A 23,351-nucleotide genomic window follows, 5' to 3' on the forward strand; every position below is an offset into this window, starting at 1 on the left:
GGCGCATTTTTGACCTTGTTCGGCCGCTCCCCGGCGGGCGGCGGCGTCATTTTCCGGCGAGCCTCCGGTCGACGCGGGCGAGCAGGTCGCCGATCGGTTCACAGGCCGTACAGCGCGACAGGCGAACGGTGCCGTCCCCGTGCGCGGTGGCCAGCAGCTTTCCGTCACGGGAGAACTCGACGCTCTCCGCGGTGGTGGCGAAGCCGCCCACCGTCACGGGAGGCGCGGCCACGTCGGTGCGCCAGATCCGGACCGTCCCGTCGTGTCCCGTACCCGCCACCCATCGCCCGTCGGGGCTGAAGGCGACGGACCACACCATGCTCTGGTGGCCGCGCAACACCAGGGGAACGCCCTGGCCGGAGGCGGGCCGGATCCTGACGGTGCCGTCGGTGCCCGCGCTGGCCAGGCGCCGCCCGTCGGCACTGTACGCGACCGCCCAGACGAGACCCTGGTGACCGCGCAGGATCAGCGGGGGCAGGTCGCGGTGGGCGTCCCATACCCGTACGGTGCCGTCCTGCCCGCCGGTCGCCACCTGGCGCCCGTTGGGGCTGAAGGCGACATAGCGGATCTGGACGGGGTCCGCCCGCCGTACCAGCGGCGGTTTCGCGCCGGTCAGGTCCCAGACGCGCAGCGTGCCGTCACGGCCTGCGCTGGCCAGCCACCGGCCGTCCGGGCTGAACGCGGCTTTCCACGCCGCGCCCTTGTGGCCGCGCAGCACCACGGGCTTCGCGCCGCCGTCCGTGTCGGTGACCTGTATCGTGCCGTCCGTGTCGGCACCGGCCACGCGCCGCCCGTCGCGGCTCACGGTCAGACCCGCCACCCGGCCGTCGTGCCGGTTCAGCACCCGGTGCGTGCCGGCCGTCCAGTCCCAGCTCCGCACGGTGCCGTCCGCCCCACCGGTGAACACCCGACGGCCACCGGGGTCGAACGCCACCCCCCACACCTCCTTCTCGTGGCCGCGCAGCATCGAGACAAGACCCACGCCCCTGGGGTCCCAGAGGCGTAGCGTCCCGTCGTCACCCGCGGACACCAGCCTGGTGCCGTCGGAGCTGAACGCCGCGCCCCACACGACCCTCTCGTGGCCGCGCAGTACGAGCGGATCCCCGCTGCCGCCGGGGGACCAGACGCGGATCGTGGAGTCGTCGCTCGTGGTGGCCAGCCGGTGCCCGTCGTGGCTGAAGGCCAATCCCTCCACCGAGCCCTCGTGCCCGTGCAGCACGACGGGCGGCATGTCGCCCTCGGCCTGCCACACGCGTGCCGTGCCGTCGATGCTCACGCTGGCGAGCAGCCGCCCGTCCGGGCTGAACGCCACGTTCTTCACCGCCGCCGTGTGCCCCCGCAGTACCCGGGGCTCGCCCCGTCCCCTCAGGTCCCACAGGCGTACGGTCGCGTCATGGCCGGCGCTGGCCAGCACGCGCCCGTCAGGGCTGAACGCCACCGCCGTGATCTGCCCCTCGTGTTCGCGGAGGACCTGTGGGGCGCCCGTGCCGTCGGAGTTCCAGACGCGGATCGTGCCGTCGCTCCCGGCACTGGCCAGGCGTCGTCCGTCGGGGCTGAACGCGGCGTTCCACACCGGGCCCTCGTGCCCGGAGAGCACGACGGGCGCGGCGTCGCGGTACAGGTCCCAGATCCGGATCGTCTCGTCGGTCCCCGGGACCGCCAGCCGTCGCCCGTCCGGGCTGAACTTCGGGCTCAACGCCTGGCCACGGTGCCCGCGAAGCACGACCGGCGGTCCGGTGGACAGGCCGTCCGAGACCCACGGCCACACCCGGACGAGACCGTCGGTCGAACCGGCGGCCAGGCGGGTGCCGTCCGGGCTGAAGGCCACGCCCGTCGCCCGCCCCAGCCCGGGTGACGTCGCCAGGAGGTGGTCTTCGACGACGCCCTGCCGCAGGACCGACTCCGCCTCGACCGTCGGCCACAGCCCGTACGCCCGTCGCGCGAGTCCCAGCCCGCGCCCGGGGTTCAGCTCCAGCTCGGCGCGCGCCTCGGCCGCGAGCTGTCGAGAGAGCGCCACGTCTCGCTGCTCCTGGGCCTGGTCGGCCTGTACGGCGGCCACGCCGGCCAGTCCGCTCACCACGACGATCACCGAGACGAGGCCGGCCAGCAGCACCCGGGCCCGCCTGCGCCGGCTCGCCGTCCTGGAAGCCCTTCGCCTGCGGCCCGCGTCCAGGAAGGCGCGTTCGAGGTCGTTCAGCCCGTCCGCCGGGATGTCGTCCCATCTCGCCAGGCGCACACCGAGGTACAGGAACGTCTGGTCGCGGTGGTGCTGGTCCCATTCGGCCGCGGCCTCGGTCAGTCTCCGGTGCGCCTGGAGCAGTTCGCGGTCCTCCTCCAGCCACGAGCGCAATCGCGGCCAGCCGCGGATCAGCGCCTCGTGCGCGATGGTCACGCTGTCCTCGTCGGCGGTGACCAGGCGTGCCGTGATCAGCGTGTCCAGCACCCCGGCCGCGGATCCGTCTCCCTCCCCGGCCAGCTCCGCGCGCGGCGCCCGCCGCCGGCAGTCCTCCGTGCCGTCGCCCGGGACGATCATCCGCAGGAACATCCGTCTCGCCGTCTCGCGCTCATCGGCGTCCAGCCCGCCGTACACCCGTTCGGCGGACTGGGCGATGGCCCGGCGCACCCCGCCCGCCGCCCGGTAACCGGCCACCGTCAGCGACGAGCCGCGGCGGCGGCGCCAGGTCTCCAGCAACGCGTGCGAGACCAGCGACAGCGCCCCCACCTGGCCGCGTGCCTCGTCCACCACCAGTTCCACCAGCTCCGGCTCGGCCTTCATCTCCATCCGCCCGGCCGGACCGGTCACCACGCTGCGCAGGTCGTCCTCCTCCATGGGACCGATCAGCAGTTGACGGTCCTGCAGGGCCGCCACCAGCTCGGGGTAATCGGCGCAGCGCGTGTAGAAGTCGGCGCGTATGCCCAGGACGACATGGGTGCGGGCGTGGCGCGAGGCGCACATCAGGGCGGCGATGAAGCAGGCGCGTTCGTGCTCGTCCTGGCAGTGGGTGAAGACCTCCTCGAACTGGTCGACCACGATGACCACATGCCGGCCGGCCGGCCGGTCGGCCGACAACCGGCTCAGCAGGAGTCCGACGGCCTCCGGATGGCTGCTCAGCGCTCGGTGCACCGAGTCCGCCGCGACGTCGCAGGCGTTGCCCAGGTGGTTCGCCAGTTCCTGTACCGGACGATGGCCGGGCGTGAGCAGGGCCACCAGCCAGTCCTGGCTCCCCTCGACGGCCCCCGCCTCGATCGCCGGGAGCACTCCCGCGCGCATCAGCGACGACTTTCCCGCCCCCGACGGGCCGAAGATCGCCAGAAAGGGCGAGTCGAGGAGCCTGTCGCACACCTGGCGCACCAGCCGCTCGCGCCCGAAGAACCTCGACGCGTCCTCCGGTCCGTAGGTCGCCAGGCCGAGGTAGGGAGGCGTTCTTTCCTCGTCCGAGGCAGGTGCGGCGAGGGAGAGCTCCTCCACCAGCGTCCGCCACCGCTTGCCCCACTCCTCGGGATCGCCGCCGCACGCCTCCACGTAGGCGAGCGTGACCGGCAGGCTCGGCAGCGTGCCGCCACCGGCCGCCTCGGACAGAGCCGTCACCGAGAAATGCGTGCGCCTGGACAACTCCCGATAGCTCGGCTTTCCCGCGCCGACCCGCAGCTCCCGCAGCTCGGCGGCGAACCGGTGAAGAGGATCGTTCTCTGGATCCAGCGCACGTTCCGGCCGTCCCACAACCTCACCCCGTTGTTTCAAGACTGTTACGAAACCCCGTAGATCATTCCAAGCGGTAGCCGCGGACGATGTCAAACGCCCACCTGGCGGGCCGGTCGCCCCGATGTCCGTAAAGGCGGGGCCGTCCACCGCGCTCCATCGCCGGGCGTGACGGTTTGTCCAGTGGGCCCATCGGTGCTGGACAACCTTCTCGCGGGTCACGGCGGCCGGGGACGGGGGCGGCACGCTCCCGGCCGCCGTGGCGTGACGAGACGGAGAACACGGCGGCTTCGTTCGGGGCAGCCGATTCGTCGTTTCGGGCGTCGAAGGATCTCCGCGGGACCGGTCGAAGGATTTCCGCGGGACCGATGGAGCAGGCAGCGGGCCCGTGCGCGCCTTCAGGGTCTCCCGGTGGCGGACGGAAACGGATTTCCTCCGGCGGGCGGCGAGGAAAGGCGGCGCGGGCGACATCGGCCAGGCTCCGTCGATCCGGGCCGTTGTCCGGAGAATTCGGTTGTTTGTCCTGCGTGCCGGGCCGGTGCTGGACAACCCGGGGTCTGCGTACCTTGATGTCGGCCGCCTGGTCGGTGATCAACCGACGTTCTCGTAGGGAGGCACGGAAAACCGCTCATCTCCCCGGTCCCGCACGAAGTACTCGCCAGGCAGGGCGGCAACGACCGGGGAAAACGCGCCAGCGCACATCACACCTGATCTCACCAGAAGGATGATTCATGTTCAGTAGGACGAAGAGCGTGGCTGTTCTCACGAAGGCCTTCACGGTCGCCGCGCTCGGCACCGTGGCGATGTTCGGCGTCAACTCCGGGATCGCCTCCGCGGGGGGCACCGGAAACACCGTCAACAACTGCTACGGCGTCTACTTCAACACGGACTGGAACCAGAACTGCGGAGCGGGCGGAGCGAGCCAGGCCGGCTGGTACTACTCCACGGGTGACTGCACCGGCTCGGCCGACAAGAACGTGTCACGGAACCGCGCGAAGGGGAACGCCACCTCCGTCGACGGCCCGGACTGCGCGTTCCAGGTCATCAACGTCCGCACCACGTACGGCGGCTAATTCCGGTAACAGTTAGCCGGTGGGGCGCGGTCGAGGCCGCGCCCCACTTCGCGTGAATGGGGATTTCGTGAGTCTGAAGCTGATGGGAATTTCACAGGGCTACGGGAAGACGCGTGTCATCGACCGGTTCGACATGGAACTCGCGCCGGGCGTCGTGGGTCTCCTCGGTCCCAATGGCGCGGGCAAGACCACCCTTCTCCGCACGATGGCGACCATCATGCCGCCGAGGGAGGGAAAGGTGGTCCTCGACGACACCGTCGTCGACGGGGAGCACGCCGCCCGCCACGCCCGCCGGAGGATCGGCTACCTTCCGCAGAAGTTCGGCTGCGACCCGGGAATGAGGGTCGCCGACTTCGTGCGCTACGCCGCCTGGATGCGGGGCATGCCGGCGGAACGGTGGGACAGTGCCGCCGACCTCGCCCTGGCGCAGGTCGATCTCGTGGAGCATCGCCGGACCAAGATGAGGAGACTGTCCGGCGGCATGCGTCAACGCGCGGGCATCGCGTGGGCGATCGTCGGACAGCCCTCGCTCGTCCTCCTGGACGAGCCGACGGTGGGCCTCGACCCGCGGCAGCGCCTCCAGTTCCGGAAGATCGTTTCCGGGCTCCGGCAGTCGGTCGTAGTGTTGAGCACCCACCTCATCGAGGACATCGACGCCATCTGCGACCAGGTCATCGTGCTGCACGACGGTACGCCGAAGTTCACCGGCACCACCGCGGAACTGGCGGCTCTGGGCCGCGACGACCTTCCCGGGGACACGAACCTGGAGCGCGCCTACATGAACCTCCTCCCGGGGGAGGAGCAGCGGCTGTGACCGCGCTACGACTGCACCTGCGCACCTCGCCGCTCCGGTGGATCCTGCTCCCGCTGGTGGCGCTGCCGCTCGCGATCCTGCTCTCGCAGCCGGGAAGCTGGGTGGGGAGCTGGCCCGAGACGGGCGCCGCCGTCCAGCTGTCCGCGTTCTTCCTGAGCGTCGTCGCGGCGGGAGCGGCGGCGTGGATGTCCGGGTCGAGTTCCCGCCACGGCCTCGACGAGCAGACGGCGGCGGCGGCCGTCCCCGCCGCCAGGGCCGAGGCCTACCGGCTGGGGGCCACGACCGTCCTGCTCCTCGTTCCCTATCTGATCGCCGCGGCGGTGGGTTTCGCGTTCACCGCCCGCACCTTCCCGGCTGGAATTCAGCTGTGGTTCGGATACGTCCTGATGGGGACGGTGGTGATGCTGCTCGCGGTGGCCTGGGGGTGGGCACTCGGCAGATATTTCGATCCGGCGTACTCGGCGCTCATCGCGTTGCTGAGCTGGTTCGCGTTCCGGGCGTTTCCCGGGGAAACCGTGGATCTCGGCGTGGTGAACGGGCCGGCGTGGAGACAACCGGACACGGAGGCACTGCTGGTCCGGTTCGTGTTCGCGGCGGTGTTCCTCGCGGCGATCGTGTGGGCTCCTCGGAGACCGATGCGAAGGAGGCCGAACTGGAAAGGACTGGTCTTTCCCGTGACGGGCGCCGCCGCCGCCGTCATCGCGACGATGACGACCACCGGGGTGTCGGACCGGCACATCCCGGAGAACCCGTTGTGCGTCGCCGGTGAGGTCGAGATGTGCCTGTGGCCGGAGGATTCGAGGCACGTCCCGGTGGTCGAGGCGCTCGACGGAAGGCTGTCGACCCTGCCGGCGTTCTGGCGCCTTCCTGAGCGGTTGCACGAATACGGGCTGAAACGGCAGCGGGTCAGTCGCGGCGGAGAGGTGTTCAGCCAGCTTGAGGGAGATTTCCGGATCCCGGCCGGCAGCAAGTGGGGCCTGGCGCTCGACCTGTCCAACGCGGTCATCGCGCAGACGCTGAAGTCGTGTGACTGGGACTCCATCAGAAAGGCGGAGGATTTCGGCCCGGAGACCCTTCGTAAATGGCTGGAATTCTATCTGGCGGAGAGCAGCACTCCCGAATACCGGACGAGTGACGTCTCCCAGGGCATGCAGGAGGCGTGGTCCGTGGCGTCGGCGGCTTTCACGGAGATGTCCCCGCGGAGACAGCTTGAATGGACCCGGCAACAGCTTGACCGCGTGAAGGCCACGTACTGTGGATAGCCTCGTCATCGCCCGCGGTGGCATCGAGGACCACTCGTTCCGGCCGTCGCGGACGTTCGCCCTGGCCCGCCGGGCGTGGGTGGCGTTCGCGCTGGCCGTCCTGCTCGGAGTGCTCACCGCGTGGGCGGGGCGGTACGAGGCTCCGGTGCCGACCGCGTCGGGGGACGGCGACGCGACGCTGCCGATGTGGAGGCTGCTGACCATGGGCGTCGGCACGCTGCCCGCCCTCGGCCTGCACAGTGCCCTGCGGGGGCTGGAGGAGGTCGGGACCGACGTCCACCGGCGGGCGGAGCGCCGCTACCTCCTCTGCCTCTCCCTCGCCTGCGCCGGTGCCTACCTGGCCGTCGCCGCATCGGCCCTGGACCTCCCGGTCGCGGGGATTATCCTGCGGTCGCTGCCGGGCTGGCTCGGTCTGGCGCTCGTCTCCGGACGGTTCCTCGGCTGGCGGCTCGCCTGGGTGCTTCCCGCCGGAGCCCTGTGCGTCCTGGTGTACTGGGGGAGCACCGGTGACGGCGGTCACCACGAGTGGTGGGAGTTCAGCGCCCGGCCGCACGACGACGTGCCGAGCCTGCTGCTCAGCCTCTGCCTGCTCCTCGGCGGCGTGACGGCCGCCTCGGCCACGTCGTGGAGAGCGGCGCGCCTGACCGGCGGGAGAGCGTGAGGTGCCCGCCGCGATGGCCGGGGTCCCGGAACGGATCGCCCCCGGCGTGCTCAGGCTCGCCGGCCGACGGCCATCCTGGCGCCGCGGCGCCGCCACAGCAGTCCGGAGACGGCGCCGAGGGTGACCAGGGAGCCGGTGAGCACCAGGGCCCGCCCGTCGGGGCCGCTCTCGCCGCCGCCTCCGGTGTCGGCTCCTCCGGCCGGTGTCTCGTCGATCCCGCCGTTCGTGTCCTGCGGAGTCTCGGGCGTCTCGGTGTCCTCGTCGTCCGGGGGCGGGCTGACGGGATCCGTGGCCGTGTCCGTCGGGGCGGGGTCGGTCGCCTGGCCGCCCGCGGTGACGGTGAGGGGATAGGTCGTCAGGGCGTCCTTGTTCAGGGACTCGCACTCGATCAGCGGATTGGTGGGCAGGGTCCCGAAGTTGACGGCGGCGGGCCGTACCGCCGCGGTGCCCGGGTTGTTCGAGGTGGTCGCGAGCGCGATCTGGGCCGCCGGCAGCGGGATGGTCTCCCCCGCGCCGACCGTGTCGAGGGTGCCCACCCCGGTGGCGGAGGTCAGCCCGGGGAGGTTGCTGATGGAGGCGTACGCGTACAGCTTGGTGCCCTCGGGCAGTCCCGCGGCGGGCGCCGTCAGCCCGGTGCCGGTGTAGGTGCCGCGCCAGCCGATCGTGAACTGCTGTCCCGCGGTGGCGGTGGTGGGCACCGTCATCTCGACGTTGATCTGGATGGTCTGCTTCTCGGTCGCGCCGTCGGTGGTGCACTCGTACTCCACGACGTCGGCCGCGACGGCCGAGCCCTGCCCCGCCGAGGAGGGGAGAGGGTGCCAGAGGACCAGGCCCCCGGCCAGGACGGAGAGTGAGAGAACCGAGCGGACGCGCACGTGGCCTCCTGCTTACGACAGATGGGGCATAAGGGGAGACGGTGGGGGAGGGGGTTCGGTTGACACCAAAAGCCCGATCTGTACGGGGATTCAGTGCGGGGGTGCTCGCCGGTCGGGACGAGAAAAGCACCGGATGAGACGTGTTCGTCCCATCCGGTGCCCGGCTCGATGACGAGGCTACGAGGCGTAGACCTCGAACTCGGAGAGCTGGCCGGCGGGCCAGCCGCTGTTGGCGGTGAAGGTCAGGCGCAGGTGGCGCCTGTTGGTGGCCGGGAAGGTGATGGTGGCCGTGTTACCGGTGGCGGGGTTGAAGGTGTACGTCGCCGAGCCGACGACGTTGGTGAAGTTCGTCCCGTCGGTGCTGCCCAGGACGGCGACCGCCTGGGTGCGGGTGGCCCAGGCCGCGGCCGGGGGCAGCTTCAGGACGACCCGGCCGACGCTCTGCGTGGAGCCGAGGTCGACCGTGACCGACTGCGGGAAGGCGTTGCTGTTGGACTCCCAGTAGGTGTTCGCGTTGCCGTCCACGGTGTTGCCCGAGCCGTACACCTGGGCGTGGCTGGTCTCCGTGGTCGGCCTGCCCTGCGCCAGGTTGGTGACGGGCGCCGAGCCGCCGGTGCCGGTCAGGCCCACGGTCAGCGGCCCGTTCGGGTCGTTGCTCGCCACGCTCAGGGTGCCCGTACGGGTGCCCGTCGCGGTGGGGGTGAAGGTGACGTTGACGGTGCAGGAGGCTCCGGCGGCGAGGGTGGTGCCGCAGGTCCTGGTCTGGGCGTAGTCGCCGGTGGTGGCGACCGTGCCGAGCGTCGCCGACCCGGTGCCGGTGTTGGTGACCGTCACGGCCTGCGCCGGGCTGGTGCTGCCGACCGTCCTGGCGGCGAACGTCAGGCTGACCGGGGAGGCGGCCAGCGACACGGTCGGCGTGGGGTTGCCGCCGCCCGGGAAGATCTGGAACTCCGAGACCTGGGCCGCGGGCCAGCCGGTGTTGGCGGTGAAGTTGACCCGGACGTAGCGGACGTTCGAGCTGGTCAGCGGGATCGCGACGCTGTTGCCCGTGCCCGGGTTGAAGGTGTATCCGGCCGAGGCCTTGAGGGTGGTCCAGGTGGTGCCGTTGGTGCTGCCCTGGACGGACAGGGTCTGCGTCCTGGTCGCCCACGCGGCCGGCGGCGGCAGCTTCAGGGTGATGGAGCCGACGCTCTGCGCGGTGCCGAGATCGGCCTGGAGCCACTGCGGGAAGGCGTTGCCGATCGACTCCCAGTAGGTGGACGTGTTGTCGTCGTTGGTGTTGCTCGGCGGGAAGCCGCCGTTGGAGCTGCTCGCCGTCATCGTCGCGCCGAGCGCGAGGTTGGTGGTCGAGCTCGTGCCGCTGCCGCTCAGGCCGACCGTCAGCGGGCTGTTCGGGTCGTTGCTCGCGACGGTCAGGCCGCCCGTACGGGTGCCCGAGGCGGTGGGGGTGAAGGTGACGTTGACGGTGCAGGAGGCTCCGGCGGCGAGGGAGCTGCCGCAGTTGTTGGTCTGGGCGTAGTCGCCGGTGGTGGCGACCGTGCCGAGCGTCGCCGCGGCGGTGCCGGAGTTGGTGACCGTCACGGCTTGCGCCGGGCTGGTGCTGCCGACCGCGCGCGCCCCGAAGGACAGGCTGCCCGGGGAGGCGGTCAGGGCGACGCCGTTGGTGCCGCTGCCGGAGAGGCTCACGGTCACCGGGCCGCCCTGGGCGCTGCTGGCGACGGTGAGCGTGCCGGTGCGGGTGCCGGTCGCGGTCGGCCTGAAGGTGACGTTCACCGTGCAGGTCGCGCCCGCGGCGAGGGAGCTGCCGCAGTTGTTGGTCTGGGCGTAGTCGCCGGTGACGCTCACCGAGCCGATCGGGGCCGCGGTGGCGCCCCCGTTCGTGATGGTGACGGCCTGCGCCGGGCTGGTGCTGTTGACCGCGCGCGCGGCGAAGGACAGGCTGCCCGGGGAGCCGGACAGGCCGCCGGTGTTGCCGCCGCCGCCGGGGTAGATGTAGTTCGGCGTGGGCCAGGTGCCGGTGCAGGTCGTGCTGCTGGGGCTCCAGCCGGTGTTGCCGGTGCCGAAGACGGGCGTGAAGGCCGCGCCGACGCAGTTGTGGATGGCGACACCCGCGCCGATGTGCGCGGCCCTGACGTTGTTGAACGTCATGTTCGCGCCCGACTGCGCCTGGATCATGTACGTGCCGGTGCCGTCGATGTTGACGTTGTTGAAGTTGACCGTGCTCGTGGTGCCCTCGATCATGTGGATCGCGGCGTACGAGCTGTCCAGGATGTCGGTGTCGGTGACGTTGATGGTGGCGTTGACCGGCTCGTTGAGCCCGCTGAACCAGATGGCTCCGACGCCGAAGTGCCAGTTGAAGTCGTTGTTGCCCGCCCTGAGCAGGGTGTTGCGGGCGACGGTGTGGGTTCCGGCGACCGCGGTGCCCTGCCCGGAGTTGACGCCCGGGTAGCGGTTGGCGATGTGGATGCCGCCGCCGTTGCTGACCGTGTCGGCCACCACGTTGTCGGTGATCTGGATGTCCCTGCCGCCGTACGTGACGATGTTGTTGGCGAGCAGCGTCACGCCCACGGTGTTGAACGTGAACTTGTTGCCGACGTTCGGCAGCCGGTCCGGCCACATGGCGAGGGCGTCGTCACCGGTGTTGCGCAGGAACGTGTTCGTGACCGTCGAGTTGGTGACGCCGGTGTGGAAGTTCACTCCGTCGGCGGTCTGGTCGAGGATGCGGCTGTTCTTGATGGTGAAGTTGTTCATCGGGCCGTCCATCCAGGCGCCGACCTTGGTGTGCTGCATCCACACGTTGTCCACGACCGAGTCGGTCATCGCGCCGCCCATGGCGTTGACCTGGTCGTTGTCCTCGCGCTCCATGATCTCGCCGATGATGGCGAAGTCCTTGAGCGTGACGTTGCGGCTCGGGCCGCCCGCCTCGTGGGCGCGGATCTCACCGCCGTAGCCGCCGCCCTGGACGTACTTGCCGTAGACGCCGACGGCCCGGTTGCGCTGGGTGGGGTGGCGCCCGCCGAGCACGCTGTACCAGGGGCCCGCTCCGCGCAGGGTGACCCCGTCGACGACCACGTGGTCGTAGAGGTTGTACGTCCCCTCGGGGATGTAGACCTCCTTGGCCTGGGCCTTTCCGGCGTTGACCGCGGCCTGGAAGGCGGCCGTGTTGTCGACACTCGTGTTGTTCTTGATGGCTCCGAAGTCGTCGACCGACAGGGATCCGGCGGGGCGGCCGATCGGGGCGCCGACGACCTCGAAGTCGGCCAGGTCCACGGTGACCGGGATGCCGCCGGTGTGCTGGACGCGGACCTTGGCGCCCGCGGCGAGCGTGGACCCGAACATGGTCCGCGTCTCGTCGTAGAAGTGGTGCGGGTTGGTGTCGCCCGGGTTGTTGTTGAACGGGTAGCCGCCGTAGTACCAGCCGTACTTGGAGGTGAGGGTCAGGTCCTTGAGGTGCGTGCCGTTGAGCCGCAGGCTGGCGGTGGTGTTCTGGCCGGTTCCCGAGGCGTTGTCCGGGACGCTGTAGCGCAGCGACAGCGCGTTCGCCGGGCGGGTGAGCGTGAACTCCACGTATTCACCCGAGGAGTCGAGCGTCACCGCCCTGCGGCCCGAGGCCTCCGAGGGGAGGCGGCCGTAGATCCGGTCGGGGCCGATCACCTGGCCCGAGTGGGCGGTGTCCTCGGCCTCTATCTCGAAGAAGGGCACGGTGGCGCCCCGCCCGGGAAAGTCGAACGGGGAGTCGGCTCGTACGGCCGCCGTCGCGGGGGTGACGGGTAAGGAGGCCAGCCCTCCCGCCGTCAGCGCCGCGATCGTGGCGATTGTCCAGGCCTTTAGCCTGCCGGACTTCTTCATCGGCTGACCCTTCACTGTACGAAGAGCCGGACGCTTCGCGGCCGGAGCGTCCGGGGGACGTCGGCCGGTGGTGCCCGGGGGGGTATCCACACCTTAAAATGACGAACAGATTGCTGCAAGATTTCAGCGAATACATGCAACGTAACGACTGCGTTGCGCTGGTTCCTGTACGGAAAGTTTCATGTAACGGTTTGCGCGGGACTGGAAGCCGCTTGCGCGACGGTGGAAGCGATCGCCCGGCATCGGTTCGGGGGGCCGGGGCGGCTCCGGCTGATCGGGGTGGGGGCGTCCTGGTCGGCCGCCGTGATCCTCGGTGAAACATCCCGAATGCGGAAGATGAGAAGGTTCGCCGGTTTTTTCGGCGAAGGCCGATGTGCTGCCATACGATGCTTCATCGTGGTGAGCTGGCACGGAACGGCACGGCGTGACGAGAGATCCCGGAGTTCGTCGCACGGCACCCCGGCGCGGGAGAACGGTGGCGTTTCCATGAGGCTGTCCGAGTCCGTGAGGTTGTCCGGATCCGCGAGGTTGTCCGAGTCCGTGAAGACGTCCGAGTCCGTGAGGCTGTCCGAGTCCATGAGGCTGTTGGGGAACGAGCGGAAGACAGCGCTGTCAAATGGGTGATCCCGGGTTGCGGTTCTCGATCCTGGGACCGGTGCGCGTCTGGCGGGACGGCGACGAGCTGGAGATCGGCTCCCCCCAGCAGCGGCTGGTCCTCGCCGTCCTCCTCCTGGCCGAGGGCAGGACGGTCGGCCACGACCACCTGCTCGACGCCGTCTGGGGCGAGTACCGTCCCCGCACCGCCATGGGCACGCTGCGCACGTACATCTCGCGCCTGCGCTCCGTCCTCGGCGCCGAGGTGATCACCTCGATCGGCAGCGGGTACGCCCTCTCCGGCGGGGTCTGCGACCTGGTCACGATGGAGGAGCTGTCCCGCGAGGAACGGTACGGCGAGGCCCTGGAGCTCTGGCGCGGGGAGCCGCTCGCCGGGCTGGAGGGAGGCTACGCCGAGAGCCAGCGGGTGCGGCTCGGGGAGCGGCGGCTCGCCGTACTGGAGCGCAGGCTCGCCGGGGAGGTCGAGGAGGGCGGGCACACCGAGGTCATCGCCGAGCTGACCGCGCTCCGCGGCGAGCACCCGGCCAGGGAGCGGCTGTCCGGCCTGCTGATGCTGGCCTTGTACCGCTCGGGACGGCAGGCCGAGGCGATCGGCGTGTACACCGACACCCGGGAGCTGCTCGCCGAGAGTCTCGGCATCGACCCCTCGCCCGAGCTGGCGGAGCTCTACCGGCGGATCATCACGGCGGACCCCGCCCTCGGTCATCGGAGGGAGGCGGCGAGCCCGGCCGTCAGGCGGGTGCCCCGGCAGCTCCCCGCCGACACCGCCGACTTCACCGGCAGGGAGTCCGAGGTCGACGAGGTGGTGGACGCCCTGAGGACGGGAAACTCCTCGACGCTGGTGATCTCGGCCGTGTCGGGCGCGGGCGGCATGGGCAAGACCACCCTGGCTGTCCACGTGGCGCACCGGCTCGCGCCGGACTACCCCGACGGCCAGCTCTTCGTGAACCTCAGGGGCTCGGGGGCGCAGCCGCTCGCCCCGGAGACCGTGCTCGGCAGGTTCCTGCGCTCCCTCGGGGCGGAGGTCCCCGCCGACGCCGAGGACCCGGGCGAGCGGGCGGCCATGTACCGCTCCACGCTGGCGGACCGGCGGGTGCTCGTCGTCCTGGACAACGCCGCCGGTTCGGCGCAGGTACGGCCGCTGCTGCCGGGCGCCGCCGGGTGCGCGGTGATGGTGACGAGCCGCGCGAAGATGGTCGGCCTGTCCGGCGTACGCCAGGTCGACCTGGGCGTGCTGCCCCACGACGAGGCGACGGCGCTGCTGGCCAGGGTGGTCGGGGAGGCGCGGGTCGCCGCCGAGCGCGAGGCGGCGGCGGACCTGGTCGGGGCGTGCGGGCACCTGCCCCTGGCGATCAGGATCGTGGCCTCGCGGCTCGCGGCGCGGCCCGCCTGGAGCGTGGCCAGGATGCGCGACCGGATGGCCGACGAGCGGCGGCGCCTCGCGGAGCTGCGGGTGGACGACCTGGCCGTCGAGGCGACGTTCGCCCTCGGCTACGACCAGCTCGACGCCGCGCACGCCTCGGCGTTCCGGCTGCTCGCCGTCCCCGACGCGGCCGACTTCTCACTGGGCTCGGCGGCGGCCGTGCTCGGCCTGGACGAGCCGGGCGCGGAGGAGGTGTGCGAGGCACTGGTGGACGTGAGCATGCTGGAATCGCCCTCGCCCGGCCACTACCGCTACCACGACCTCCTCAAGATCTTCGCCCGGTCGCGGCCGGACGACGAGGAGGTCCGGCGCGCCGCGCTGGCCAGGCTGCTCGGCTACCACCTCGCCGGCATGACGGCGGCCTACCGCCTCACCTATCCGGGCGCCCCGGTGTCCGGCCCCGAACCGTCTTCCCCCGGCCCCTCCTTCGCGGACGAGGAGGCCGCGGTGAACTGGGCGGAGGACGAGGAGCAGGGGGTCATCAGCTGCGTGCACCAGGTCGCCCGGACTCCGGGCAGCGTCCTCTCCGACGCGATCCGGCTGCTCGACATGGCGTCCGACGTACTGGAGACCGACGTGACCCCCGAGCGCTACGAGCGGGCGGCCGGAGCCCTCGTCGAGGCGGCGGCGGCCCGCGGGGAACGCCGCACCGAGGCACACGCCCGGTGCGTGCGCGGCGGGTTCTGGACGAGCCGATGGTTCCTCGACGCGGCCGTCGAGGACGGCGTCGCCGCGCGGGACCTCAGCCTCGCCGAGAACGACCCGGCACGGTACGCGGAGAGCCTCAACCTGCTGGCCACGGCCGCCTCCAACCGCGGCTCGAAGACCGAGGCGATCGCGCTGTACGCCGAGGCGGTCGAGGTCTGGCGCGGGCTCGGAGACCGGAGCAGCGAGACCGTCGGCCTGGGCAACATGGCGCTCGCGCTCGCGTCGGCCGACAGGACCGCCGAGGCGGTGGAGGCCGTGGAACTGGCCGACCGCACCATCCGCGAGCTGGGCGGCGGGGCGGATCCCGACATCCTGTACCGGTCGGCCGTCGTGCTGCGCGACGCCGGGCGCCCCGAGGAGGCGCTCTCCCGGCTCCTGGAGACGCGGACGGCGTACCGGAGGCTCAAGCAGCGCGTCCGGGAGGGGGCGACCCTGCTGCGGATGGCCGAGACCCATCTCGCCCTGGGGCAGCTGGACCGTGCCGTCGACTGCGCCGAGGACTCGCTGGGCCTCATGGCGGAGGCGGGCGACGAATGGATCCAGGGCAAGGCGCTCGTCGCGCTCGGCCAGGCGTTCTCCCGCCTCGGCCAGCCGGGCCGCGCCGGGGCGTGCCTGACCGAGGCGCTTGAGATCTTCGTCCGGCGGGACATGCCCGAGGCCGACGAGGTACGGGCCCTGCTGGACCGGCACGCAGTCTCGCGGCCGGACACCGAACCGAGAGCGACCGCCCTGACCGGCTGAGCACCCCCGCCCCGTCGTCCTCCGCTTCCACTCGGCCTGGGTGGTGAACCCGTGCGTGCTTTCCGTGCGTGTTCGGTCTGGGTGGTGAGCCCGTGCGTGCTTTCCGTGCGTGTTCGGTCTGGGGGGTGAATCCGTGCGTGCTTTCCATGCGTGTTCGGTCTGGGTGGTGAATCCGTGCGGGCCTTTCGCGCGTGCTCGGTCCGCGTGTGAATCCGTGTGTCCCTGAGCACGCCGTGCGTGGTGTGTTCAGGAACGCCTCCCGCCTCCGCTCGGCCCGCGCGGTGAGGCTTGCACCCGTGCGCGATACGGAGCGAAATACCTGCTCGCGGTGCGGAAAGGCACTTTATCCGGCGGTGAGGTGCGTGTGACTCGCGGGCCGGAGGGGGCGGCGGGACATCGCGTTCCGGCCCGGAACTGTCGGTGCCGACTGGCATTATTAGAGGTGTGGATCTGCACTACTACGACACGTGTCGTCGCCCCGGTCGTCATGACGACCAGGTCGGCGAGGTCGTGGTGTCCTCCTCCGAGGGGAGCGAGGAGGACGGTGGCGGTGCGGTTCTCCATGTGCCGCCAACCCGGGGTGGCTCGCCACAGGAGGAGGCACTCATTCCCTGAAGTCTTAAGGGCAGGGATGTCGAGAACGCATCCGTGGCTCCGATCCTCTGTGATCGGCAGAACGAGACGGACGACGATTTTCGAGGAGGAACGACCATGCAGCCCACGAAGACGAACACCCTGAAGGTGCCCGGCGCGACCCTTCACTACGAGATCTGCGGCTCGGGCCCGACTCTGCTGCTGATCTGCGGCGGGGTCTACGACGCCGCCGGATACGCGGAGCTGGGCCGTGAGCTCGCCGACCGCTACACGGTGGTGACCTACGACCGGCGCGGTAACTCGCGCAGCCCTCTGGACGGGCCGCCGGAGTCGCAGAGCATCGAGACGCACGCCGACGACGCGCATCGCGTGCTGGTGGAGGCGGGGGTCACCGCCGACGATCCCGCGTACGTCTTCGGCAACAGCTCCGGGGCGATCATCGGCCTGGAGCTGGCGGCCCGCCATCCCGAGCAGGTGCGCGTCCTGGTCGCCCACGAGCCGCCGCTCTTCGAGCTGCTGCCCGACCGCGACCGCTGGCGCGACGTCGTCCGGGACGTGGAGGAGGCGTTCGCCAAGGAGGGGACCGAAGCCGCCATGAAGGCCTTCGCCACCGGGTTCGACAGGACCGGCCACGAGCACGAGGAGGCGGCCACCCACGGGGAGCAGGGAGAGCCCACCCCCGAGATGGCCGAGGCGATGGCGCGGATGGAGAAGAACACGGAGTTCTTCATCGGCTACGAGGTGCCGCCGTTCGTCGGCTACCTCCCCGACGTCGACGCGCTCCGGGCCTCCTCGGCGCGCGTGGTGATGGTGGCGGGCGAGGAGTCGGAGGGGCAGCCCCCCTACCGGGCCTCCTTCGTCGTCGCCGAGCAGATCGAGGGGCGGCACGTGATGTTCCCCGGCGACCACGGGGCCTTCGGCACCCAGTCCAAGGCGTTCGCCGCCAAGCTCGACGAGGTGTTCTCCAGCCCTTGAGGTGACGCGGTCCGGCGAGACCCGCACGCGGCCGTCTCCTGGTGACCCGGCCCAGGAGACGGCCGCGTCCGTGCCGGTCTCTCCCGGCTCTCCCGGCTCCCCGGCTTTCCCGGCTTTCCCGGCTCTCCCGGCTTTTGGCGGAGGGCCGGGAGACCGGCTTTTCCGGAGCGCCGGAGGCCGGTCTTCCGGCCTTTCCCGGTCTCTTCGGAGATTCGACGGAGGCGAGGTCGCCTACACCCGGCTGCGGGCTTCCTCGATCTGGCGCGCGATGTTCCTCGCGCCACCGGCCTCGGCGAGGGCACTCGCCTCCTCGGCCAGCGCGAGCGCGTCGTCACGGCGGCCCTGCGCGGCGGCGATGTAGATCAGCCCGACCAGGTTCGCGGCGACGCCCGGCAGGAAACCGAGCTCCCGGCGGAGCCGTACCGACTCCTCCAGCCGTTCCCGCGCCGCCTCCAGCCGTCCGGCGGCGTGCTCCGCGGTCCCCAGGTGCCGGAGCGCGTACGACATCGTCAGCCTGTCACCGGCCCGCGTCGCGAGCTCGTGCGCCCGTTCGAGGAACGGCACCGCGGTCTCGTGGTCCCCGCGGACGACCTGGTGGAAGACGCCGACCCAGAACAGCGACTCACTCTCGCCGCGCGGGTCGCCTAGCGCCCGGTAGAGCTCCGTCGCGCGCTCGAACAGCGCGAGCTCGCGCGGGTCCTCGTCCCCGTCCTCGAAGAAGCGCGCGTGCACGATCCGGCCGCGGGCCAGGGCCAGACCGGCCTCGACCGCGTCCAGCTCCCGGTCGGCCACCTCCAGCACCCCGGCCTCCCCGTCGAAGACCGCGCGCTCGTAGAGCAACCTGGCCCTTTCGAGCCTTTCCTCCGCACCCATCGGCCGAGCCCCCGTTCATCCGTGTCCGCCCACCGCGCCGAACACCGTACGCGGCCGACGAGACGCGACACCAGCCTTCAGGCTGCCGTGAGGGTCGGGATTATGGATGCCTGTCATGGGAATGGTCGTCGAGCCTTGTGAGATCCGTGTGACGGCCACGACTGGGCATGAGAGGGTGCAGATCATGCTTACGATCGGACAGCATGCGGGGTTGACCGGGATCGGGTACGAGGGATGTGACCTCGACGGGTTCGTCCGACGACTTCATCGTGAAAACGTCACGTTGCTGGTCGACGTCCGCTTGAACCCGATCTCCCGGAAGCGCGGATTCAGCAAGACCGCCTTGGCCAACGCGCTCGCCGACGCGGGAGTCGCCTACGAACACATGCGAGAGCTTGGCAACCCCAAATGGAACAGGGCCGGGTTCGGCGGCAGCCCGGCCGAGCTGGGAACAGCTCGCGGGGTCTACGCGGGGCTGCTCATGGATGCCGACGCGCGTGAGTGTTTGGGCCGGATCGCGGAAGCCGCCCGGCGGCAGACCGTGGCGATCATGTGTTTCGAAGCCGACGAGCATCGCTGTCATCGTGACCTCGTCCTGGAAGCCGTTCGTGAACGGTTCAGCCACGCGGTACCGGTTTGAGCCGCTGGGGATAAACCACTCCCAGCACTATGAAGCTCTGCGGATGGGCCTGCTGATTGCCGACATAGAAGACGGTGTCTCGATCCGACGCGCACATCAGATCCCAGAACTTCTCATGAATGACCTGCTTTACCCCGGTGTCGTCGCGGCCGTTCACGGTGCGTTGAAGGGCGACCAGCTCCCAGTCGTAGATTCCCTGGCGGTGCGTGTTGCAGCCGGCCGAATGGCAGCGATAGCGATACCAGGCCTTGAAGCGAGGCGCTTGGAGCGCGGTGCGTGGCACGGAGTCGAAAAGGCCGAGCTGCTGGACGTACCGGTCGATCTTCTGCTGCTCCGCAGGCGTCCAACCGGGGTGGGGTTCGATATCCAGCGCGAGGATCTCCTTGGGCCGGATGGCCGCCAACGACCGGGCCGCGGGGTGCCGGCGTACGGCTGCGATGAGATCGCACATGGATCCCTCGATGTAGTCATCGAGGTACGGCATCCGTTTCGACCAGCCGTCGAGATGCTTCTCCACGACGAAGCTGTCAGCTCGTGGCCGCCAGCTTTCCGCCCGCGGATCGTGCGAGGTGGGCTTGGCTTCCAAAGTGACGACGTCGTATTTCCGGAATTGGCTATCACCATCAAGTTCGCGAAAGTTGACTGGGTAGAGCCGTATCCATCCCGGCTGGTCAAGGTCGAGCCGCAGCGCGGCCACGCATACGGTTTCCCCGTAGCTCTCCGAGGGGTTGGGGGCGGCCTTGACGGTGATCAGCACCCTCATGCGCCGGAAGTGGGGGTCCGACGGCTTGATCTGGGCCGTTTCGAGATCGGGACCGAACAGGGAACGCTGCTCCGTCAACAAACCCTCCGCGCTGACCGCAATGGTGACTTACAAGGCTAACCTTGCTTTTTCCCTGCCGTTCTTCGCTGGAGCGAGCTGTCCACAACCGGACGGATTGCCGGCTGATCGAGTGTCTCGCTCGGCGTGACCTTTGTGAGATCGGGTTCCCGGTCCGCTCACTCGCTCACTCGGTTGCTCGGTGATGAAGATGCCGAGCCGTTCGGGGTCTGGCTCGGCACGCTGAGCCCCCACTCGTTCGTCCCGATTCGTGGATCGATCGTCAATGATCGGAGCAGGCGGCCGAATCGTTCTGGATCCCATCATCGAGGTGTTCCCGTAGGAGGGCTTCGGCGACCTGACGGGCGTCCTCGACGGCCTGGGGGTCGTTGCACGAGGTCGCGAGCGCTCTGCCGCCCTCGTAGACGACGGCGAGGTGGCGCGCCAGCCGCTCCGGGTCCCGCGCGCCCGCTTCGGCCGCCGTCTCGGCGAGCCTGCGCAGGAAGTGCGCCTTGTGCCGTTCCACCACTTCGGCGGCCTGCGGCATCTCTCCCGCGGCTTCGACGGCCGCGTTGTGGAACGGGCAGCCTCGCACGACGGATATCTGCGGGCCGGTGCAGAAGATCGCCAGCAGGCGTTCGGCGGGACCGAGGTCCGTGCGGTCCAGCTGCCGCTCGGGCGGCGGCGCCTCCTCCTCTGTCTCGAAGCGGCGCAGATACTCCTCGACGAGCGCGTTCTTGCTGGGGAAGTGCTGGTAGAAGGTGCGCGTCGACACGTGGGCGGCCTTGGTGAGCCGCGCGATGCCGGTGGCGTGGATGCCCTCTTCGTAGAAGAGCCTGGCGGCGGTCCTGAGGATCCGCTCGCGTGCTCCCCGGCCTCCGGAGATCTCGGCGTCAGGCGATGTGATCACACCTAAGTATAGCGATCGTTTTACTTTGCTCCCGGCGTTGGCTACGCTCCCGAGGTAAATCGATCGCTTTACATTGGTTGTCGACGGACGCGCGCTCGCCATGCGCACCTCCGTCCCGGCCGTTCCAGGTACGCCAGATGCGTAGATACGAAGGAGTTCACTCGTGCAATACCTGACCTTCGGCCGCGGCAACGGCCTGCGGGTGTCGGAGTACGCGCTCGGCACCGGAACCTTCGGCACCCGCTGGGGCTCGGGCAGCGACACGGCCGACATCGCCACGATCTTCAACCGGTTCGACGAGGCCGGCGGCACCTTCGTCGACACCGCCGACGTCTACCAGTTCGGGGAGTCCGAGGAGCATCTCGGGGAGCTGCTCGCCGGGCGGCGTGACCGCTTCACGCTCGCCACCAAGTTCGCCAACGGTCTCGACCCGGCCGCAGGGGTGATGGGGACGGGCAACAGCCGCAAGAGTATGGTCCAGGCGGTCGAGGGGAGCCTGAGGCGGCTGCGGACCGACCGGATCGACCTGCTGTGGGTGCACTTCCCCGACTCGGTCACCCCCGTCGAGGAGATCGTGCGCGGCCTGGACGACCTGACCCGCGCGGGCAAGATCCTCTACGGCGGTCTCTCCAACTTCCCGGCCTGGCGTACCTCCCGCGCCGTCACCCTCTCCGAGCTTCGCGGCTACGCGCCGATCGCGGCCGTGCAGTTCGAGTACAGCCTCGTGGAGCGCACGGCCGACCGGGAGATCCGGCCCATGGCCGAGGCGCTCGGGCTGGGAGCCGCGCTGTGGTCACCGCTCGCCGGTGGGCTGCTCACCGGCAAGTACCGGACCGGCGAGGCGGGCCGGCTCACCGACTGGCAGCGGCTCGTCCACACCGAGGACACCGCGCGCAAGACCCAGGTGGTCGACGAGCTCCAGGCGATCGCGGGTGAGCTGGGCGTACCGTCGGCCCAGGTGGCGATGGCATGGCTCCGCGAGCTCGGCGCACGTGCCACCACCGGGTACGTGCCGATCATCGGCCCCCGCACTCCCGCGCAGCTGGAGGACTACCTCGGCGCGCTGGACGTGCGCCTCGACGCCGAGCAGTTCCGCCGTCTCGACGAGGCCGGTCGCCCGGAGCTGGGCCAGCCGCACGACGCGGTCGCCGCGCAGACCCAGCACGTCCTCGGCGGCCCGGACGTCGACTTCCGCCGCCCGCCGATCCCGGTGGCCTGACCCGCGACACGACCCGTGCGACCTGTACGAGATCGCGGCCATACCGGTCGCCGAGGGGCCGTGCCGGGTGGGAACGTCCCTCACGCCGGTGGGACGCGGGCCGGGGTTCTCAGGTGAAGCGGCGCAGGGCGAAGCGGGGGTGGGGGGCGGTGTGGCCGAGGGCCAGGTCGGCGGTCATCCGGCCGATCAGGGGGGCGAACTTGGCGCCGTGGCCCGAGCAGGGGGAGACGATGACGAAGGGGCCGACGCGGTCGAGGACGAAGTCCTCGTCGGGGGTGATGGTGTAGAGGCAGCTCGCCTCGGTCAGCGGGACGGGGTCGAGGCCGGGCAGCCACCTCCGGACGTGGGAGGTCACGATGTCGCGGGAGGCCGGATCGACGACGCCGTCCCTGGTGGTGGCGGTGACGGGTTTGCCCGCGTCGTGCTGGGCGACCTTGACCGCGGGCAGGGAGCCGCCGTCGCCGCCCGAGGGGAGCCCGTAGATCTGCGGGCCGTCGGTGTGCACGAAGATGGGCCAGCGGGCCTCCGGGTCGCGCGAGAGGAAGTGGAAGACCTGCTGCTGGGTCACCCGCAGCGGGGGCAGCGCCACCGGCACGCCGAGCAGCCCGGCGAGTTCCGGCAGCCAGGGGCCGACGGCGACGACGACCGTGGCGGCGGTTATCTCCGGGCCTTCGGTGCGCGGCCGGACGCCTGCGGTCACCTCCGAGCCTTCGGTGTATGGCCGGACGCCTGCGGTTGTCTCCGAGCCTTCGGTGTGCGGCTGGACGCCTGCGGTCACCTCCGAGCCTTCGGTGTATGGCCGGACGCCTGCGGTTGTCTCCGGGCCTTCGGTGTGCGGCTGGACGCTCGCGGTCACCTCCGGGCCCTCGGTGCGTAGCCGGACGCGTCCGTCGGGCAGGGACTCCGCCCCGGTGAACCGTACGCCGGTGATCACCTGGGCGCCCAGCTCGGACGCGCGGGTCACCGCGGCGGCGACCGCCGCGTCGGCGTCGATCGTGCCCGCCTCCGGGTGGTGCAGCGCCGGTCCCTCGAAGCGCATGAACGGCCACCGCTCGGCCGCGGCACCGGGGGAGAGCAGCTCGTGCGGCACGCCCGCCTCCGCCAGCAGCCGGGCGAGCCCCTCGGGGTCGCGTCCCGCGCCGAGGTCGACGCCGCCGGTGACACGGAGCAGCGCCGTTCCGGTGTTGTTCTCCAGCTCGCGCCAGAGCTCCCCGGACAGGCCGGTGAGGCGCACGTACTCCGGGTCGGCGTAGGCCCGGCGGTAGATCCGTGAGGTGCCGTGGGAGCTGCCGCGCCGGTGGCCGATGTCGTACGCCTCGACGAGGGTGACGGCGTGCCCGCGGCGGGCGAGCTCCCAGGCCGTGGCCGAGCCCATCAGCCCCGCGCCGATCACCGCGATCTCCGTCTCGATCCGGTCAGGGATGTCCATCGGCGGTCTCTCCCTTCGAGCACCGCCGCCGTCGTTGTCGTCGTCCTCGACGGCGGGGTTCTTCACGGGGGGATCCTAGTAGTACTTCGTTAGGTTGGTTCGGGTGGGTGGTGTTCTGGTCGTACGGCGGTGGCGGGTATGTCGCGGTGGCAGGTGGGGCATGTGCCGGT

15 protein-coding genes are annotated in these 23,351 nt (G+C 70.7%); 8 read left to right on the plus strand and 7 right to left on the minus strand.

Annotated elements, in window-relative coordinates:
• Positions 1-46 precede the first annotated feature (46 nt).
• Positions 47-3,721, minus strand: a complete 3,675-nt coding sequence (locus ABT053_RS15370; RefSeq protein ID WP_350969631.1) for an nSTAND1 domain-containing NTPase — start codon at positions 3,719-3,721, stop codon at positions 47-49.
• A 710-nt stretch (positions 3,722-4,431) separates the two neighbouring features.
• Here ABT053_RS15370 and ABT053_RS15375 point away from each other — a divergent pair.
• The 4 genes from ABT053_RS15375 to ABT053_RS15390 all read left to right on the plus strand — a co-directional run bounded on the left by ABT053_RS15375 (position 4,432) and on the right by ABT053_RS15390 (position 7,510).
• Positions 4,432-4,773 (plus strand): hypothetical protein, encoded by a 342-nt coding sequence (locus ABT053_RS15375; RefSeq protein WP_350969632.1) that lies wholly within the window; start codon positions 4,432-4,434, stop codon positions 4,771-4,773.
• A gap of 67 nt (positions 4,774-4,840) precedes the next feature.
• A complete protein-coding gene (locus ABT053_RS15380) occupies positions 4,841-5,587 on the plus strand; it encodes an ATP-binding cassette domain-containing protein (RefSeq protein WP_350969633.1) in 747 nt (248 codons plus the stop codon).
• Positions 5,584-6,849 (plus strand): hypothetical protein, encoded by a 1,266-nt coding sequence (locus ABT053_RS15385; protein ID WP_350969634.1) that lies wholly within the window; start codon positions 5,584-5,586, stop codon positions 6,847-6,849. Before ABT053_RS15380 ends, ABT053_RS15385 begins: the two co-directional genes overlap by 4 nt.
• A complete protein-coding gene (locus tag ABT053_RS15390; RefSeq protein WP_350969635.1) occupies positions 6,842-7,510 on the plus strand; it encodes a hypothetical protein in 669 nt (222 codons plus the stop codon). Before ABT053_RS15385 ends, ABT053_RS15390 begins: the two co-directional genes overlap by 8 nt.
• Positions 7,511-7,560: 50 nt before the next feature.
• Here ABT053_RS15390 and ABT053_RS15395 read toward each other — a convergent pair whose 3' ends face one another.
• A complete protein-coding gene (locus ABT053_RS15395) occupies positions 7,561-8,385 on the minus strand; it encodes a hypothetical protein (protein ID WP_350969636.1) in 825 nt (274 codons plus the stop codon).
• 177 nt (positions 8,386-8,562) lie between these two features.
• Positions 8,563-12,234, minus strand: a complete 3,672-nt coding sequence (locus tag ABT053_RS15400; protein ID WP_350969637.1) for a choice-of-anchor D domain-containing protein — start codon at positions 12,232-12,234, stop codon at positions 8,563-8,565.
• A 655-nt stretch (positions 12,235-12,889) separates the two neighbouring features.
• Here ABT053_RS15400 and ABT053_RS15405 point away from each other — a divergent pair.
• Positions 12,890-15,721, plus strand: a complete 2,832-nt coding sequence (locus ABT053_RS15405) for an AfsR/SARP family transcriptional regulator (RefSeq protein ID WP_350969638.1) — start codon at positions 12,890-12,892, stop codon at positions 15,719-15,721.
• Positions 15,722-16,432: 711 nt separating this feature from the next.
• Entirely contained in the window at positions 16,433-17,290 is an 858-nt protein-coding gene (locus tag ABT053_RS15410; protein ID WP_350969639.1) for an alpha/beta fold hydrolase, read from the plus strand.
• 231 nt (positions 17,291-17,521) lie between these two features.
• Here ABT053_RS15410 and ABT053_RS15415 read toward each other — a convergent pair whose 3' ends face one another.
• A complete protein-coding gene (locus ABT053_RS15415) occupies positions 17,522-18,163 on the minus strand; it encodes a tetratricopeptide repeat protein (protein WP_350969640.1) in 642 nt (213 codons plus the stop codon).
• Positions 18,164-18,347: 184 nt separating this feature from the next.
• Between ABT053_RS15415 and ABT053_RS15420 the strand changes: the two genes are divergently transcribed.
• A complete protein-coding gene (locus ABT053_RS15420; RefSeq protein WP_350969641.1) occupies positions 18,348-18,803 on the plus strand; it encodes a DUF488 domain-containing protein in 456 nt (151 codons plus the stop codon).
• Here the strand turns inward: ABT053_RS15420 and ABT053_RS15425 are convergent.
• Complete coding sequence (locus ABT053_RS15425; RefSeq protein ID WP_350969642.1) at positions 18,781-19,644, minus strand: DUF8757 domain-containing protein; 864 nt, start codon at positions 19,642-19,644, stop codon at positions 18,781-18,783. The two genes, ABT053_RS15420 and ABT053_RS15425, sit on opposite strands and share 23 nt — an antisense overlap.
• Positions 19,645-19,906: 262 nt before the next feature.
• On the minus strand, positions 19,907-20,533 hold the full coding sequence (locus ABT053_RS15430) for a TetR/AcrR family transcriptional regulator (protein WP_350969643.1): 627 nt from the start codon (positions 20,531-20,533) through the stop codon (positions 19,907-19,909).
• 163 nt (positions 20,534-20,696) lie between these two features.
• Here ABT053_RS15430 and ABT053_RS15435 point away from each other — a divergent pair, with 163 nt between their 5' ends.
• On the plus strand, positions 20,697-21,752 hold the full coding sequence (locus tag ABT053_RS15435; protein WP_350969645.1) for an aldo/keto reductase: 1,056 nt from the start codon (positions 20,697-20,699) through the stop codon (positions 21,750-21,752).
• Between the two features lie 109 nt (positions 21,753-21,861).
• On the opposite strand, the gene ABT053_RS15440 is transcribed toward ABT053_RS15435, so the two are convergent.
• Positions 21,862-23,247, minus strand: a complete 1,386-nt coding sequence (locus tag ABT053_RS15440) for an FAD-dependent oxidoreductase (protein WP_350969646.1) — start codon at positions 23,245-23,247, stop codon at positions 21,862-21,864.
• Between the last annotated feature and the right edge of the window lie 104 nt (positions 23,248-23,351).

Origin of the sequence: Streptosporangium sp. NPDC002524 (assembly GCF_040295985.1) — a bacterium.
Taxonomy (GTDB): domain Bacteria; phylum Actinomycetota; class Actinomycetes; order Streptosporangiales; family Streptosporangiaceae; genus Streptosporangium.

Excerpts from the sequence above, each read along its gene's own strand:
- ABT053_RS15375 (WP_350969632.1), top strand. The coding sequence starts at position 4,432 with ATGTTCAGTAGGACGAAGAGCGTGGCTGTTCTCACGAAGGCCTTCACG.
- ABT053_RS15400 (WP_350969637.1), bottom strand. The coding sequence starts at position 12,234 with ATGAAGAAGTCCGGCAGGCTAAAGGCCTGGACAATCGCCACGATCGCG.
- ABT053_RS15410 (WP_350969639.1), top strand. The coding sequence starts at position 16,433 with ATGCAGCCCACGAAGACGAACACCCTGAAGGTGCCCGGCGCGACCCTT.
- ABT053_RS15415 (WP_350969640.1), bottom strand. The coding sequence starts at position 18,163 with ATGGGTGCGGAGGAAAGGCTCGAAAGGGCCAGGTTGCTCTACGAGCGC.
- ABT053_RS15420 (WP_350969641.1), top strand. The coding sequence starts at position 18,348 with ATGCTTACGATCGGACAGCATGCGGGGTTGACCGGGATCGGGTACGAG.